The organism is Aeromicrobium sp. (assembly GCF_025965075.1).
Taxonomy (GTDB): Bacteria; Actinomycetota; Actinomycetes; order Propionibacteriales; family Nocardioidaceae; genus Aeromicrobium.
Map to the genome: position 1 here is coordinate 1 of NZ_JAOPXQ010000031.1, position 13,810 is coordinate 13,810.

The following is a 13,810-nucleotide window of genomic DNA, read 5'->3' on the forward strand; positions in this document are numbered from 1 at the left end:
GGGTTCAAGTACGCCGGGGTGTCCGTCGCGCGTCCGCTGCACACGTACGAGCAGAACGTGCAGGGCACCGTGAGCCTGCTGCAGGCCATGAACGAGGCGAATGTCGACAAGATCGTCTTCTCCTCCAGCGCCGCGGTCTACGGCACGCCCGACGTCGACACCGTCACCGAGGCGACGGCGACCGCGCCGGAGTCGCCCTACGGCGAGAGCAAGCTCATCGGGGAGTGGCTGCTGCGGGACGCCGCCCGGGCGTTCACCCTGCACCACACCTCGCTGCGCTACTTCAACGTCGTCGGCTCGGCCGTCCCGGACCTCTACGACACGAGCCCGCACAACCTGTTCCCCCTCGTCATCGAGGCCCTCCTCGAGGGGCGGACGCCGCGCATCAACGGGACGGACTACCCGACCCCGGACGGCACCTGCGTCCGCGACTACATCCACGTCGCCGACCTCGCCGACGCACACGTCGTCGCCGCCCAGAAGCTGCTCGCCGGCGAGCCGCTGGAGCCGGTCTACAACCTCGGCAGCGGGGACGGTGTCTCGGTGCGGGAGATCATGACGGCCGTCGCCGGTGCCACCGGGATCGCGTTCGAGCCGGAGATCGCCGACCGGCGCCCGGGCGACCCGGCCCGGATCGTCGCCTCCGGCGAGCTCGCCGCCCGCGACCTGGGCTGGACGATGCGCCACTCGGTCGACGACATGGTCGCCAGCGCCTGGAAGGCCCGCCAGGCCCACCCCGCCTAGAACCAGCCCAGATCTGCGGACTCTTGCACGGTTCGGATGTCCCGGAACGGTGCAGAACTCCGCAAATCTGGGCTGGGTGGGTCAGACGCGGCGGATGACGGCGGTGACCTTGCCGAGGATCGTGGCGTGGGTGCCGTCGATGGGGGAGTAGTCGTCGTTGTGCGGGAGCAGCCAGACCTGGCCGTCCTTGCGCTGGAACGTCTTGACCGTGGCCTCGCCGTCGAGCATCGCCGCGACGATCTCACCGTTCTCGGCATTGGGCTGCTGGCGGATCACGACGTAGTCGCCGTTGCAGATCGCGGCGTCGATCATCGAGTCGCCGGACACCTCGAGCATGAACAGGGTGCCGTCGCCGACCAGCGACTTGGGCATCGGGAAGATCTCCTCGACCCGCTCCTCGGCGAGGATCGGCCCACCGGCGGCGATGCGGCCGACCATCGGGATGTTGACCGCGGTCGGCGCGGCGTCGTTGATCCCGGTCTCGTCGATCTCGGCCGCGGGGCTCATCGCCCGGCGGGCGGCGAGGACGTCCGGCAGGAAGATCTCGAGGGCGCGCGGACGGTTGGGATCGCGCTTGACGTAGCCCATGCCCTCCAGGGCTCGGAGCTGGTGCGCGACCGAGGAGGTGCTGGTCAGGCCCACCGCCGCGCCGATCTCGCGCATGCTGGGCGGGTCGCCCCGCGTCTCGATCTCGTCGCGCAGGAACACCAGCACCTTGCGCTGGCGTGCGGTCAGACCGGAGTCGTCGGCCGGCCCGTCCGGGAGCTCGGTGACGTCGGCGTTGCGATCATCGCTCATGGGGGAACAGTAACCCGGATCACGGGCCCAGTTCAAACATATGTTCGATGGCGTGTCGCGGTCCGGACCTCCTAGGTTGGTCCGATGCCCATCACGCTCGTGCAGCCAGGAAGTCCCCGTTCAGCCGTCGTCACCGGAGCCGCGAGGGGGATCGGGAAGGCGATCGCGGTCGAGCTCGTGCTCCGGGGCTACGAGGTCGTCGTGACCGACGTCGACATCGACGCCGCCGAGCGCACGGCCGAGCAGATCGGCGCCCGCGCGGGGCTGCGGCTCGACGTCACCGACCCCGACGCGAATGCCGCGGTGGCGGCCGCCGCCCGGGAGATCGCCCCGCTGGGCGCGTGGGTGTGCAACGCCGGCGTCCTGTTCGAGGGCGACCTGACGGCCATCACGACGGGGCAGGCCCGCGCGATGGTCGAGGTCAACGTGCTCGGCGTCATGTGGGGCGTACGCGCGGCGGCCCAGGCCTTCCGCGAGCAGGCCGCGATCGGGATCAAGGGCGGGGAGATCGGCATCATGGCCTCGCTCAGCGCCCACGCCCCGGTCCGGGGTCTGGCGACGTACGCCGCGACGAAGGCCGCGGTGCTGTCACTGGCCACGTCGTTGCACGCCGAGCTCCGCAAGGACCGGATCCGGGTCCACGCGCTCTGCCCTGACGGAGTCAGCACGCCGATGGTCGACGCGATGGACCCCGAGGGCGGCACGCGGGCGATCCTCGCGGCCGGCGTGATGTACGAGCCGCAGCAGGTGGCCCTGGCGCTGGTCGACATGTTCGGCACCCGCCGGGTCTATCGCACGATGCCGGTCTGGCGCGGCGTCATCGGGCGCACGGCCACGATGGCACCACGGGTGGCTGCCCGGGTCGACCCCGTCCTGCGGCGGGTCGGTGCGATGCGGCTCAAGCGGGCCGCCCGACGTACCGACTAGCTCGAGACCTTCCTCCTGCGGCGGAACGGGTTGAACCTGCGCCGCGGCTTCTGCTCGGGCTCCGGGGCGGGGGCCTCGGCCGCCTTCTCGTAGACGACCTGCGGGGCGACGGTCTCGTTCTCCGCGTCGTACGTCCGCCACTCGGCGATCTCCTCGTCCTCCGCGACGGTGGCCTGCGTGACGATGTCCTCGCGGACCGCCTCGATCGTGGCGCCGAGCAGGATCGCGTAGAGGCCGATCCACAGCCACAGCAGGAGGACGACGACGCCGGCCAGGGCGCCGTATGTCTTGCCGTAGCTGCCGAAGTTGTCGACGAACAGCGAGAAGCCGACCGAGACCAGGACCCACATCAGCGCGGCCACGAGGACGCCCTTGGAGACCAGCTTGGTCGAGGGTGCCCGGTTGGGGGCGATGCGGAAGAGGATGCCGATCGCGACGACGACGGCGCCGAGCAGCAGCGCCCAGCGGGCCGCCTCCAGCGCGATCCGGACGCCGGGGACGATGTCGATCGCGTCGAACACCGCGGGTGCCGCGGCGACCAGCGTGATGAGGACGAGCAGGAAGACGATCGCGCCGAGGGTCAGGCCCAGGGCGAGGAGCTTGCGCTTGATGAAGCTGCGGTCGTCCTTGAGGCCGAACATCGCGTTGATCGCGGTGATGAGGTTGCCGACGCCGCCGGAGGCGCTGTAGATCGCCAGCGTGAGCGCCAGGATCAGGCCAAGGCCCAGTGAGCTGCTCGGCGTCGAGGTCAGCTCGTCGAGCTGTCCGGTGATGAGCGAGGCGGCGTCCGCCGGCAGCTTGTCGGTGATCTCGGCCGACTGCTTGGCGACGGTCTCGGGGGACGCGACCAGGCCGTAGGCCAGCACCGCGGCGATGAGCGCGGGGAAGAGGGACAGGAACGTGTAGAAGGCCACGCCGGCCGCAAGCAGGGGCGCCTGCTTGGCCGAGGCCTGCTTCCAGGCGGTCAGGACCGTGCTCTTCGTTGCCATTCCTCGACGGTAGTGGCGCACGCGTTCAAATGCCTCTCGGCGCGCTGGGACGGGCACGTTGGTGGGGGAGTGGGCTGTGACCTGCGACAAATGTTCGAGAATTTTCCCCTGCCATTCCAGCCGCGAGCGAACGCTGATCGAAATTGTGTTCGATCAAGCCTTCCTTTTGTCGTACGTCGCCCCTAATGTCGTACATGTGTTCGATCGAACGCCTGTTCGCACCATCGAATGACATCGAGAGCAGCGTTCGTTCGGACGCACCACATCATCCAGACCGTCTCACTTCCCCCACGGAGGCACTCATGAGCACCATCACCCTCGACCGCATCAGCTCCTACGACGTCCGCCCGACGGCGGCCCGCCCGGTCCGCCACCTGCGGGCCGTGCCCGCGGCGCAGGAGCCGGCCCACGTCCGGCTGACCCGCCGCGGCAAGATCGTCGTCGTGACGCTGGCCGTCGCGGTGATCGGCATCCTCGCGATCGTGTTCGGCCCCTCGTCGACCGCGACCGGTGAGTCCGGCGTCGCCCCCGAGACGACCCAGGTCCGGGTGCTGCCCGGTCACACGCTGTGGGAGATCGCCGCCGAGGCCAACCCCAATGGCGACATCCGCGCGACGGTGGACGACATCATCCGCCTCAACGCGCTGCCCAATGCCTCCGCCCTGCAGATGGGCTCGGAGATCGCGGTGCCGGTCTACAGCTAGGCACGGCGCCACGGACGACGCAGCCCGGTGAGGTCACAAGGGAAGGTGACCCCGCCGGGCTTCGTCATGTGGGGGCCCGGGCACGGGCTCAGACAATCCCGGTGCTGACCGGCGTGACGGTCTGCGTGCCGTCCGCGACGACGTAGGACCGGGTGCGGCTCGACGTCGCCTTCGGGTCGGCGCGGTCGCTGATGATGAACCAGTCCATCTGGATCCGCTGCGGCGTGACGTCGAGCACCGAGTAGCCGTGGTCGTCCAGGTTGACGTACTTGATGTAGCGGTTGAGCACCTGGAACGCCGTCTCGGCCGCGATCGACGCCGACCGCGACGGGGCGCCGAGGATGTCGTCGAGGTTGTTGCTGGTGACCGAGGACGTGACCAGCTCGGTCGCGATCGAGCCGCCGAGGGGATAGAGCCCCTTGTCGGCGGGGATCTCGCACGCCCAGCCCGAGTGGATGTCCCCGGTCAGGAAGACGACGTTCTTGATCTTGTTGTTCGCGATGTGGTCGGTGAGCTTCTTGCGCTCGACGGCGTACCCGTCCCACTGGTCGGTGTTGTAGGGGACACCCTCGGTCGGCAGGATCCCCGCGAACCCGGCCAGCGCCTCGGTGACCAGGTTGGGCAGCGGCGGGATCAGCACCGGCGTGATCATGACCGGGTTGCCGACGAGGTTCCACCGCGCCTGCGAGGTGGAGAGGTTGTTCGTGAGCCAGCCGAGCTGCGCGTCGCCGGCGATGACCCGCTGGGGGTCGCCGGTCACGCCGATCTCGAGGCTGAACTCCTCGCCCGGGGCGTTGCGGTACGACCGCAGGTCCAGCAGCGACAGCTCGATCAGCCGCCCGAAGCGGAACTTGCGGAAGATGGTCGTGGCGTCGTTGATCGCTGCGGTGCCCCCGAGTCGTACGGGCTGCCACTCGTCGTAGGCCTGCAGCGACACCCGGCGCCGCTCGGTGAAGTCGCCCTCGGTCTCGGGCGTGTGGTTCTCGGCGCCGTCGGTGTAGGTGTCGTTGGCGGTCTCGTGGTCGTCCCACGCCAGCACGAACGGCAGCTTCTGGTGCAGCGCGGCGAGGTCGGGGTCCTGCTTGTACTGCGCGTGGCGCTGCCGGTAGTCCCGCAGCGTCAGGACCTCGTGCGCCGGGACGTGCTTGCGCACGTCGACGTTCTTGTTGCCATAGCCGTACTCGCCGTTGCCGTACTCGTAGATGTAGTCGCCCAGGTGCAGGATCGCGTCGAGATCGGTGCGCGCGGCCAGGTGGCGGTAGCTGTTGAAGTAGCCGGCCTGCAGGTTGGCGCACGACACGATGCCGAGCCGCATCCGCTGGGTGTCGGCGGCGTACGCCGGGGCGGTGCGGGTGCGGGCCACGGGGGAGCGGGACCCCTGGTGGGTGAAGCGGTAGTAGTACGTCGTGGCGGCCTTGAGCCCGCGGACGTCGACCTTGACCGTGTGGTCGCGGGCGGCGGTCGTGGTGACGCTGCCCTTCTTGGCGATCCTGGTGAACGCCGTGTCGGTCGCGACCTCCCACGTCACGACGGCGCTGGGACCCTTGCCCGAGCCCGGCGCGGACGCGGTCGTCGGGGTGACGCGGGTCCAGATCACGACGGCGGTCGGCAACGGGTCGCCCGAGGCGAGGCCGTGCTGGAAGTAGCGGCTCGTGGCGGCGGCGGCCGGCAGCGCGGGCAGGGTCGAGGCGACGGCACCGGCCGCGACGGCCGTCCCGGAGGCGATGAACGTACGACGAGAGGTCTGGGTCACACCGGTCTCAACGCCCGAATGTGCCGGGAGGTTATGAAACACGGATCCGCGAGTGGCGCAGTTCGAAGAAAATGGGACGGCGTGTCGTCCAGAACTGCGCCACCCGCGGACGGGGATGCGCCAGTCGGGAATGGGCCGGTCGTGGGGGACAATGGGGGCATGCGGATTCACGTGGTCGCGGATGCGGCCGACAAGGACGGCGGGTACGTCGCGGAGCGCCTGGTGCAGCGCGGCGGGGAGATCGTCGAGCTCGACCGCGACGACCTGACGCCGTACGACCAGATCGGCGAGAGCAGCCTGATCCTGCTGCTCGGCTCGGACAAGTCGGCACACGAGCCGAAGTGGAAGGACGTCGTCGCGGCGGAGTCCGCATTCGTCCTCGCCGCACTCAGGGCCGGCACCCCGGTGATGGGGATCTGCTACGGCTCGCAGCTCATGGCGCGCGCCTTCGGCGGGACGTCGTGGCGCGCCGACCAGCCCGAGCTCGGCTGGAGCCGCGTCGACACGATCGATCCCCGGCTGTGCCCCGAGGGGCCGTGGGGCCAGATGCACTCCGACGTCTTCGCGCCCGGGCCGACGTCCAAGGTCCTCGGCACCTCCTGGCGCGGCCCGCAGTGCTTCATCGACGACACCTTCGGCGCCCGCGCGATCGCCTGGCAGTTTCACCCCGAGGTCACCCCGACGACGTACGAACGCTGGGTCGACGAGGCCTACTTCGGCGACACCGGGGTCGACGCCAAGGACCTGATCCGCCAGGCCCACGTCAATGCCCCCAAGGCGCGCAACCTCGCCCACGACCTGACCGACGCGGCGCTCGACTACCTCGGTGTCGCGTGAAGGGCCGGCCCAGCGGGTTCACCTGGGAGGTCGTCGGCAAGGAGGTCGTCATCTCCCACCACGGCGTCGTCGCGGCGACCCTGCACGGGGAGAAGGCGCACCAGTTCGTCCGCGAGGCGGAGAAGGGTGACCAGCAGCTGCTGATGTCACGCGTCGCCGCCGGCACCTACAAGGCTCCGGGGGAGCGGCGGACGGGTCCCAAGCCCCGCCCGCGGGGGCGGCGCTAGAATCTTTCTGCAATTGCGGGGACTAGGACCCGCACATGCCGGGTACATCTGTGTCACACGCCACAGATGGAGGAAGCATGACTGCATCGAACGACTGGGGCACCGATCCCCTATCAACCCGGACCGACACCCCGATCCCGGCGACCACGACCCAGGGTGATCCGTTCGCCACATCCGCACCCGGCACGGGCAACCTTGACCCCTCGCTGAACGCCCCGGACGGCGGCGGCTCGTCCAGCGAGTCGTCCGGCGTCAAGGCCAAGGCCGAGGACGTCAAGTCCACAGCGCAGGACGCGGCGAGCTCGGCTGCCGACCACGGCGCCGACGTCGCGAGTACCGCGAAGGGCGAGGCGCAGCAGGTCGCCAGCGAGGCCAGGGACAAGGCAACCGACCTGTTGGCCGACGCCAAGGCCCAGATCGACGAGCAGTCCCGCACCCAGCTGAAGGGACTGTCGTCCAAGCTCGGCGACCTCAGCAAGGAGCTCGACGGACTGGCCGAGGGCTCGTCCCAGCAAGGCACCGTGACGGACCTGGCTCGCCAGCTCTCGCAGCGCACCAACGCCCTCAGCCAGCGGCTCGCCGACCGTGACCCGCAGGACGTGCTCGAGGACGTACGCTCGTTCGCCCGCCAGCGCCCCGGCGTGTTCATCGGCGGCGCGCTCGTCGCCGGGCTCGTCGCCGGCCGACTGGCCCGTGGTGCCAAGAAGGCCCAGTCCTCCGACACGCCGCCTAGTCAGGGCACCGCGGCACCGCAGTTCGCCGCCGCGACTCCCGCCGGCACGTACGGCGAGGCGCCCCTCGGTCAGAACGCCGAGGGACGGCAGTGACCGAGCCGGGCCACGCTCCCGTCCCGGACGACGCCCGGTCCCTCGGGGACATCGTGGGTGACATCGCCTCCGACCTGGGGTCGATGGTGCGTTCGGAGCTCGAGCTGGCCAAGACTGAGGTCAAGCAGGAGATCAGCAAGGCGGGCAAGGGCGCCGGCATGCTCGGCGGCGCAGCGATGAGCGGCTACTTCGCGCTGCTTTTCCTGTCCCTGTTCGTGATGTACCTGCTCAACAACGCGATGGACACCGAATGGGCCGCGCTCATCGTGTTCGCCGTGTGGGCGATTGCCGCCGCCATCCTGGCGCTGACTGGCAAGAAGGAATTCAACAACGTGAACCCGAAGCTCGAGGCCACGCAGAGGACGATCAAGGAGGACGTGCAATGGGCAAAGAACCAGAAGTGATCGAGCGCGACATCGAGGCGACCCGCGAGGACCTCACGCGCAACGTGGACGAGCTCGCCGACCGAGTGAGCCCCGGCCGGGTCGTCGGTCGCAAGGTCGACAGCGTCAAGGGCGGGGTCGGCTCGGTCAAGGACAAGGTCATGGGCTCGGCGCACAGTGCGGCCGGTTCCACGCCCGACGGCACCGGCAGGGCGTCCGATGCCGTCAGCGGTGTCGCCTCACGCGCCGAGGGCAGCCCCCTCGCCGCGGGCCTGGTCGCCTTCGGCGCCGGGCTGGTCATCGCCTCGCTGATCCCCGCCAGCGACAAGGAGGCCCAGCTCGCCGAGCAGGCCGTCGACGCCGCCAAGGAGCACGGCCAGCCGGTCGTCGACCAGGCGAAGTCGGTCGGCCAGGAGATCGGCGGCAACCTCAAGGAGTCGGCGACCGAGGCCGCCTCCGAGCTCAAGTCCTCCGCGCAGGACTCGGCGCAGCACGTGGCGTCCGAGGGCCAGCATGCCGCGCAGGAGGTCAAGCAGGACACGCAGGGCTGACACCCGCACAGCCCAGTGCCCGCCCTCCCGATCGGGAAGGCGGGCACTGTCGTGTCCAAGGGCGCGAGCCCCGGACAAACGAGACCCCGACCCAGCGCATGGGTCGGGGTCTCGCGTCTGTGGGGTCCTACTCGGTGACGTCCGCGGAGGCGTGGGCCGCCTCGGCGGCCTTCTTCTCCGACGTCGCACCCTGGGTGGAGAGCTTGCCGCCGGTGCTCTCGAGGTGGGCACGGACGAACCAGTGGAACAGCTCGAGCTGACGCTGCTGGCCGATGATCATGTCCTCGGTGACGGGGTCCAGGTCCGAGACGGCGGCCTGCGCCTTGCGATGGTCCTCGAGCAGGTGGACGTACACCTCGTCGAGCGCACCGAGGTGCTCGTTGGTCGTGGCGCGGCCGAGGGAGTAGTCCTCCCAGCTGCGGCCGGCGACGATCGCGCCGGGCGTGCCGAGCGGGGAGGTGCCGAGGGTCGCGATGCGCTCGGCGGTCTCGTCGACCATGTCGCGGACCTCGTCCACGTGCGGGTCGATCATCTCGTGGACGGCGATGAAGTGGGGTCCGACGACGTTCCAGTGCACGTGCTTCAGCGTCAGCTGGAGGTCGTTGAGGGCATTGAGGCGCTCCTGCAGGATGCCCGCGAGCTTTTCGCCGTCAGCGGAGGTGAGGCCAGGAATCGTGAATTTCGGAGTAGTAGCCATGCTGTGGAGTTACCCAATCCGGCCGCTTTCACACCCTCGCCCGCCAAAGATGCGCGCACCGGCAAGGACCGCTAGCGTCGTTGGCTGCTGTCGCGCGCCCACCCGGCGCACCCGCGGCGGCATCACCACAGGGAGGAACCCCCATGGGCATCATCGGATTCATCATCGTCGGCCTGATCGCCGGATTCATCGCTCGCGCGGTCGTGCCGGGCAAGGACGACTTCGGCATCCTCGGCACGATCCTGCTGGGCATCGTCGGCTCGTTCGTCGGCGGATTCCTCGGCTCGCTCGTGAGCGACGGCGGGGTCGACCTGACCGCCGCCGGCATCATCGGCTCGATCATCGGCGCCATCGTCGCCCTGCTCGTCTACAACGCCGTCACCGGTCGCAAGAAGAACCGCGTCTGACGCTGCGTCTAGCAGACCCCGACCGCCCCTCGGCCTGCTGGCTGAGGGGCGGTCGCGTACGCCCGAGGCGTACGTTTGGGGACGTGGCTCTGATCGTCTGTCCGTTGTGCGTCCGTGAGGACGATGTCCACCTCGTCCGCACCCTCCCCGACGGGCGCAAGGAGGCGACGTGCGAGGACTGCGACTTCACGTTCGCGTACGGCTCGCCGGTCGAGGCGCCCAAGCCCGCCGCCGCCCGCAAGTCGGCGCCGCGCAAGAAGGCCGCCGCCCCCGCACGGTTCAGCGTCGTGCCGCTGACGGTGGCGCGCAAGCGCTTCCCCGGCACGGGTGACGCCGAGCTGGTCGACCTGCAGCGCGCCGAGCTGCTCAAGCAGGAGTTCCTCGCGACGGTCCCGCACCAGGCCGATCCGGTCGTCGCCTCGCACTGGGCGAAGTTCCGCTGGGCGTTCTCCGCCGAGGGGCTCGACAAGGTCGTGATCTCGGACCTGCTGCTGTTCGTCCACGACCGCACCGGCGGCGACACGGGCGACACCACGACGTTCGACAAGGCGTGGAACCTGATGGGCGAGTTCGAGGGCGCCCGCCGCGTCCGCGCCACCGTCCAGCACCTGCTGCGCGGGCCCGGCGAGGTCGAGGACCGGCTCAACCAGCTGATCGAGGGTGAGCACGCGACCCCCATGCCGGGCTTCGGCGAGGCGCTGCTGACCAAGACCCTCGCGGTCGCCGACCCGGACCGGTTCCTGCCGGTGCTGACGTACGACGACAAGGTCCGCGTCACCCGGGCCGTGTACGGCCTCGAGCTCCCCAAGGTCGACGAGTCCTCGCTGACCCGCGGCCGGCTCGGGGTGTGGAGCAACGACCTGCTGGTCGAGCTGGTCGGCGACGGCTTCGACGACGTGCACCACGCCGCGGCGTTCCTGCGCTGGGCGAGGGACCGCTAGCGCGTACGCCGCGCGACGACCGCCGCCGCCACGGACGTACGTCGGCTCAGTCGACGCGCGAGCCGTCCGAGCCGAACCGGTGGTCCAGGATCCCGGACTCCCGCAGCTGCGCGGGTGACTTCGCGCGGCTCCACAGCCAGCCCTGCGCGTATGCGCAGCCGCGAGCCCGCAGGGTGTCGAGGTGGCGGGTCGTCTCGACCCCCTCCGCGACGACCTTGAGGTCCAGCGACCGGGCCAGCTCGATCAGCGACGTGACGATCGCGAGGGAGTGCTGGTCGTCGGGGACGCCGCGGACGAAGCCGCGGTCGATCTTGAGCATCGAGATCGGCAGGTCCCGCAAATAGGCCATCGAGCTGTAGCCCGTGCCGAAGTCGTCGATCGCGATGTCGAAGCCCTGGTCGCGCAGCCGCTGCAGCACCGAGATCGCGACGTCCTTGTCGGCCATGATCGCGCTCTCGGTGATCTCGAGCGTGATGACGCCGGGGTCGAGCCCGTAGTCCTTGGTGCACTCGATGATGAACGAGTCGAGGCTCTCGTCGGACAGGCTCTGGCCCGACAGGTTGATCGCGACGTAGGCGCCCTCGGGCATCGTCCAGTCGGCCTTGAGCTCGCTGATGTCGCGCATCGTGCGGCGGATGACCCAGCGGTCCAGGTCGGTCGCGCTGGCGCTCATCTCGGCGAGCGCCACGAACCGGGTCGGCGAGACCGTGCCCCGGGTGGGGTGGTGCCAGCGGGCCAGCGCCTCGACGCCGGCGACCTCGCCGGTGTCGATGTCGATGACGGGCTGGTACTGCATGTCCAGGCCGTCCTCGGCGATCGCGGTCAGCAGCTCTGCGCCCAGGACGTAGCGCTCCTCGGCCTGCTCGGACAGGGCCCGGTCGAACAGGCGGACCCGGCCGCGACCGCTGGCCTTCGCGGCGTACATCGCGGTGTCGGCGAACCGCAGCAGGTCCTCGCCCGAGGACGCGGGGGACATCGCGACGCCGATCGTGGCGCCGTTGCGGATCGTGTGGTGACCGATGTTGTACGTCCGCGCGAGCTCCGTGATGAGCTCCCGGGCCCGGTCCATCGCGGTGTCGACGTCGACGTCGTGCAGCACGACGACGAACTCGTCACCGCCGAAGCGGGACACCGCGTCGTACGGCCCGCTGGTCGCGCGGAGCCGGTTGGCGACCTCGACCAGGAGGTGGTCGCCGGCGGTGTGGCCGCGGCCGTCGTTGATGTCCTTGAAGTGGTCGAGGTCGATGAACAGCGCCGCGACATTGGTGGCGCTCGGCAGCCCGAGCCGCTCCAGGTGCTCCATCAGCATCGTGCGGTTGGGCAGGTCGGTGAGGTGGTCGTGCTGGGCGGCGTGCCGCAGCTCGCGCTCGCTGCGCCGGGTCTCGGTGATGTCGGAGACCATCACGAGCGATCCCTGGGGCCGGCCGTCGACCGGAGGCATGGGGGAGGCGGTGACCCGCAGGACCCGGGTCGACCCGTCGGGGTGGGAGTAGGGGATCTCGTAGCGTTCCGCCCCGCGGTGCGCGCGGTCCTTGACCCGGAGCTCGGCGGTCGCGGCAGCGGGCCCGTCCAGCACGGCCCAGACCGGGACGGCGTACACCGTGGTCAGCGGCAGTCCGAGCATCGCGGCGAGCCGGGCATTGGCGAAGTCGGCGTACCCCTCGACCGAGATGACGAGGATGCCCTCCTCGGCCGTCTCGGCGATCGCGCGGTAGCGGGCCTCGGAGAAGCGCAGCGCCAGCTCGGCCTCGACCTCTGCGTTGACGTCGCGGATGTTGGAGATGACGCCGCCGATGTCGGTGTCCAGCAGGTTGGTCGCGGTGTGCTCGACCCAGATCCACTCACCCGCCGCGCCCATCGCCCGGTAGCGCCACGTCGCCGATCCGCCCTGCTCGATCACGGCCTGCCACGCGATGGCGACCTCGGCGCGGTCATCGGGGTGGACGCGCGGGTCGTGCGCGGTGGTCGCCTGGTCGTACGCGGTGCCGAACAGCGCGAGCCCGGCGGGGGAGGCGTACACCGTGTTGCCGGCGGGGTCGTGGATCGTCACGAAGTCCCGCGACCGCTCGGTGACGACGTCGTAGAACCGCTGCAGCTCGACCCGGGCCAGCTCGCTCTCGCGCAGGGGGCGCTGGTCCTGCAGGGACGCCGCGAATCCGCTGGGCCGGCCGTGGGTGTCGCGCAGCAGGGTCGCGTCGATGCGGACCGAGAGGGGCCGGCCCTCGGCGTCGGCGAGGATCCGCTCGACCTGCGCCGAGGCGACCTCGCCCTGCAGCATGCTGTCGAGGACCGTGGTCGAGGTGCCGGGATCGTCGGGGTGGGTGATGGCCTCGGGGGTCTGCCCGATGAGCTCCTCGCGGGCCCGGCCGACGAGGGTGCAGAACGCGTCGTTGACGGCTTCGTACGTCCCGTCGGCCGCCTGCATCGACTGGGGGAGGCGGGACTGGTCGAACCGGGCCCGGAACCGCTCCTCGATGTCGCGCCGGGCGGCCTGCTCCTGCTTGTGCTCGGTGATGTCGGTGACGTTGCCGACGACGGCGCCGACGTCGGGGTCGTCGCGCAGGTCGGTCATGACGACGCGGGCCCAGGAGACCCGCTGGTCGGCGTGGGTCAGCCGCACCTCGAGGCTGCGCTGGGCGGCGTCGCCGGTCACGACCTCGGCCCACGCCTTCTCGGCCTGCTGGCGGTCGTCGGGGTGGACGAAGCCCAGGCCGATCTGTCCGACGACCTCCTCGACCGCCCAGCCGAGCCGCTCCGGCAGGGCCGAGGTGACCGAGGTCAGGGCGCCGGCGGAGTCGGTCGTGAAGACGATGTCGGCGGCGTTGCGCACCAGCGCCAGCCAGCGGCGTTGGGAGCGGGCGAGGTCGTCCTCGGCGGCGACCCGCCTGGTCTGGTCGACCGCCACGACGGTCAGCGTGGCGTCCGCGTTGCGGGTCACGACGAGGTGGACGTGGACGTCTGCGTCCGACCGCTCGAGCGTGATCTGGGTATGGCCGGCACCGGCGTCGGCGGCCGCCGCGAGGCA

At 70.4% G+C, this 13,810-nt stretch carries 15 protein-coding genes; 10 read left to right on the forward strand and 5 right to left on the reverse strand.

Translation table 11 applies throughout. The features are described 5' to 3' along the window. The coding region (locus JWQ91_RS01745) for an NAD-dependent epimerase/dehydratase family protein (protein ID WP_297779965.1) at window positions 1-744 on the forward strand (744 nt) is incomplete at its 5' end. Between the two features lie 81 nt (window positions 745-825). Here JWQ91_RS01745 and lexA read toward each other — a convergent pair. Beyond that, on the reverse strand, window positions 826-1,542 hold the full coding sequence (gene lexA / locus JWQ91_RS01750) for a transcriptional repressor LexA (RefSeq protein ID WP_297779968.1): 717 nt from the start codon (window positions 1,540-1,542) through the stop codon (window positions 826-828). 84 nt (window positions 1,543-1,626) lie between these two features. Between lexA and JWQ91_RS01755 the strand changes: the two genes are divergently transcribed. Continuing rightward, window positions 1,627-2,469, forward strand: coding sequence for an SDR family oxidoreductase (locus tag JWQ91_RS01755; protein WP_297779970.1), 843 nt, complete (start codon window positions 1,627-1,629; stop codon window positions 2,467-2,469). On the opposite strand, the gene JWQ91_RS01760 is transcribed toward JWQ91_RS01755, so the two are convergent. Further along, complete coding sequence (locus JWQ91_RS01760; RefSeq protein WP_297779973.1) at window positions 2,466-3,458, reverse strand: YihY/virulence factor BrkB family protein; 993 nt, start codon at window positions 3,456-3,458, stop codon at window positions 2,466-2,468. The genes JWQ91_RS01755 and JWQ91_RS01760 overlap by 4 nt on opposite strands. Window positions 3,459-3,760: 302 nt before the next feature. Between JWQ91_RS01760 and JWQ91_RS01765 the strand changes: the two genes are divergently transcribed. Continuing rightward, a complete protein-coding gene (locus tag JWQ91_RS01765) occupies window positions 3,761-4,162 on the forward strand; it encodes a LysM domain-containing protein (protein ID WP_297779975.1) in 402 nt (133 codons plus the stop codon). Between the two features lie 88 nt (window positions 4,163-4,250). Here the strand turns inward: JWQ91_RS01765 and JWQ91_RS01770 are convergent, their stop codons facing one another. After that, window positions 4,251-5,915, reverse strand: a complete 1,665-nt coding sequence (locus tag JWQ91_RS01770; protein WP_297779978.1) for an alkaline phosphatase D family protein — start codon at window positions 5,913-5,915, stop codon at window positions 4,251-4,253. 159 nt (window positions 5,916-6,074) lie between these two features. Between JWQ91_RS01770 and JWQ91_RS01775 the strand changes: the two genes are divergently transcribed. From JWQ91_RS01775 to JWQ91_RS01795, 5 genes are all read left to right on the forward strand, one after another. Beyond that, on the forward strand, window positions 6,075-6,752 hold the full coding sequence (locus JWQ91_RS01775; RefSeq protein WP_297779981.1) for a gamma-glutamyl-gamma-aminobutyrate hydrolase family protein: 678 nt from the start codon (window positions 6,075-6,077) through the stop codon (window positions 6,750-6,752). Next, a complete protein-coding gene (locus tag JWQ91_RS01780; RefSeq protein WP_297779984.1) occupies window positions 6,749-6,979 on the forward strand; it encodes a hypothetical protein in 231 nt (76 codons plus the stop codon). The genes JWQ91_RS01775 and JWQ91_RS01780 overlap by 4 nt, the downstream gene beginning before the upstream one ends. A 77-nt stretch (window positions 6,980-7,056) precedes the next feature. Beyond that, window positions 7,057-7,806 (forward strand): hypothetical protein, encoded by a 750-nt coding sequence (locus JWQ91_RS01785; protein WP_297779987.1) that lies wholly within the window; start codon window positions 7,057-7,059, stop codon window positions 7,804-7,806. Continuing rightward, on the forward strand, window positions 7,803-8,210 hold the full coding sequence (locus tag JWQ91_RS01790) for a phage holin family protein (RefSeq protein WP_297779990.1): 408 nt from the start codon (window positions 7,803-7,805) through the stop codon (window positions 8,208-8,210). The genes JWQ91_RS01785 and JWQ91_RS01790 overlap by 4 nt, the downstream gene beginning before the upstream one ends. Beyond that, complete coding sequence (locus JWQ91_RS01795) at window positions 8,207-8,740, forward strand: DUF3618 domain-containing protein (protein ID WP_297779993.1); 534 nt, start codon at window positions 8,207-8,209, stop codon at window positions 8,738-8,740. Before JWQ91_RS01790 ends, JWQ91_RS01795 begins: the two co-directional genes overlap by 4 nt. A 127-nt stretch (window positions 8,741-8,867) precedes the next feature. Here the strand turns inward: JWQ91_RS01795 and JWQ91_RS01800 are convergent, their stop codons facing one another. After that, window positions 8,868-9,437, reverse strand: coding sequence for a DNA starvation/stationary phase protection protein (locus tag JWQ91_RS01800; protein ID WP_297779996.1), 570 nt, complete (start codon window positions 9,435-9,437; stop codon window positions 8,868-8,870). Between the two features lie 143 nt (window positions 9,438-9,580). On the opposite strand from JWQ91_RS01800, the gene JWQ91_RS01805 reads away from it, so the two are divergent. Both JWQ91_RS01805 and JWQ91_RS01810 read left to right on the forward strand, forming a co-directional pair. Beyond that, a complete protein-coding gene (locus JWQ91_RS01805; RefSeq protein ID WP_297779999.1) occupies window positions 9,581-9,844 on the forward strand; it encodes a GlsB/YeaQ/YmgE family stress response membrane protein in 264 nt (87 codons plus the stop codon). Between the two features lie 83 nt (window positions 9,845-9,927). Beyond that, window positions 9,928-10,785 carry a hypothetical protein gene (locus JWQ91_RS01810; RefSeq protein WP_297780003.1) on the forward strand — a complete coding sequence of 286 codons (858 nt, stop codon included), beginning with the start codon at window positions 9,928-9,930 and terminating at the stop codon, window positions 10,783-10,785. A gap of 46 nt (window positions 10,786-10,831) precedes the next feature. On the opposite strand, the gene JWQ91_RS01815 is transcribed toward JWQ91_RS01810, so the two are convergent. Further along, a partial coding sequence (locus JWQ91_RS01815) for an EAL domain-containing protein (protein ID WP_297780005.1) occupies window positions 10,832-13,810 on the reverse strand: 2,979 nt, incomplete at its 5' end.

Excerpts from the sequence above, each read along its gene's own strand:
- lexA (WP_297779968.1), bottom strand. The coding sequence starts at position 1,542 with ATGAGCGATGATCGCAACGCCGACGTCACCGAGCTCCCGGACGGGCCG.
- JWQ91_RS01755 (WP_297779970.1), top strand. The coding sequence starts at position 1,627 with ATGCCCATCACGCTCGTGCAGCCAGGAAGTCCCCGTTCAGCCGTCGTC.
- JWQ91_RS01760 (WP_297779973.1), bottom strand. The coding sequence starts at position 3,458 with ATGGCAACGAAGAGCACGGTCCTGACCGCCTGGAAGCAGGCCTCGGCC.
- JWQ91_RS01765 (WP_297779975.1), top strand. The coding sequence starts at position 3,761 with ATGAGCACCATCACCCTCGACCGCATCAGCTCCTACGACGTCCGCCCG.
- JWQ91_RS01775 (WP_297779981.1), top strand. The coding sequence starts at position 6,075 with ATGCGGATTCACGTGGTCGCGGATGCGGCCGACAAGGACGGCGGGTAC.
- JWQ91_RS01785 (WP_297779987.1), top strand. The coding sequence starts at position 7,057 with ATGACTGCATCGAACGACTGGGGCACCGATCCCCTATCAACCCGGACC.
- JWQ91_RS01800 (WP_297779996.1), bottom strand. The coding sequence starts at position 9,437 with ATGGCTACTACTCCGAAATTCACGATTCCTGGCCTCACCTCCGCTGAC.
- JWQ91_RS01805 (WP_297779999.1), top strand. The coding sequence starts at position 9,581 with ATGGGCATCATCGGATTCATCATCGTCGGCCTGATCGCCGGATTCATC.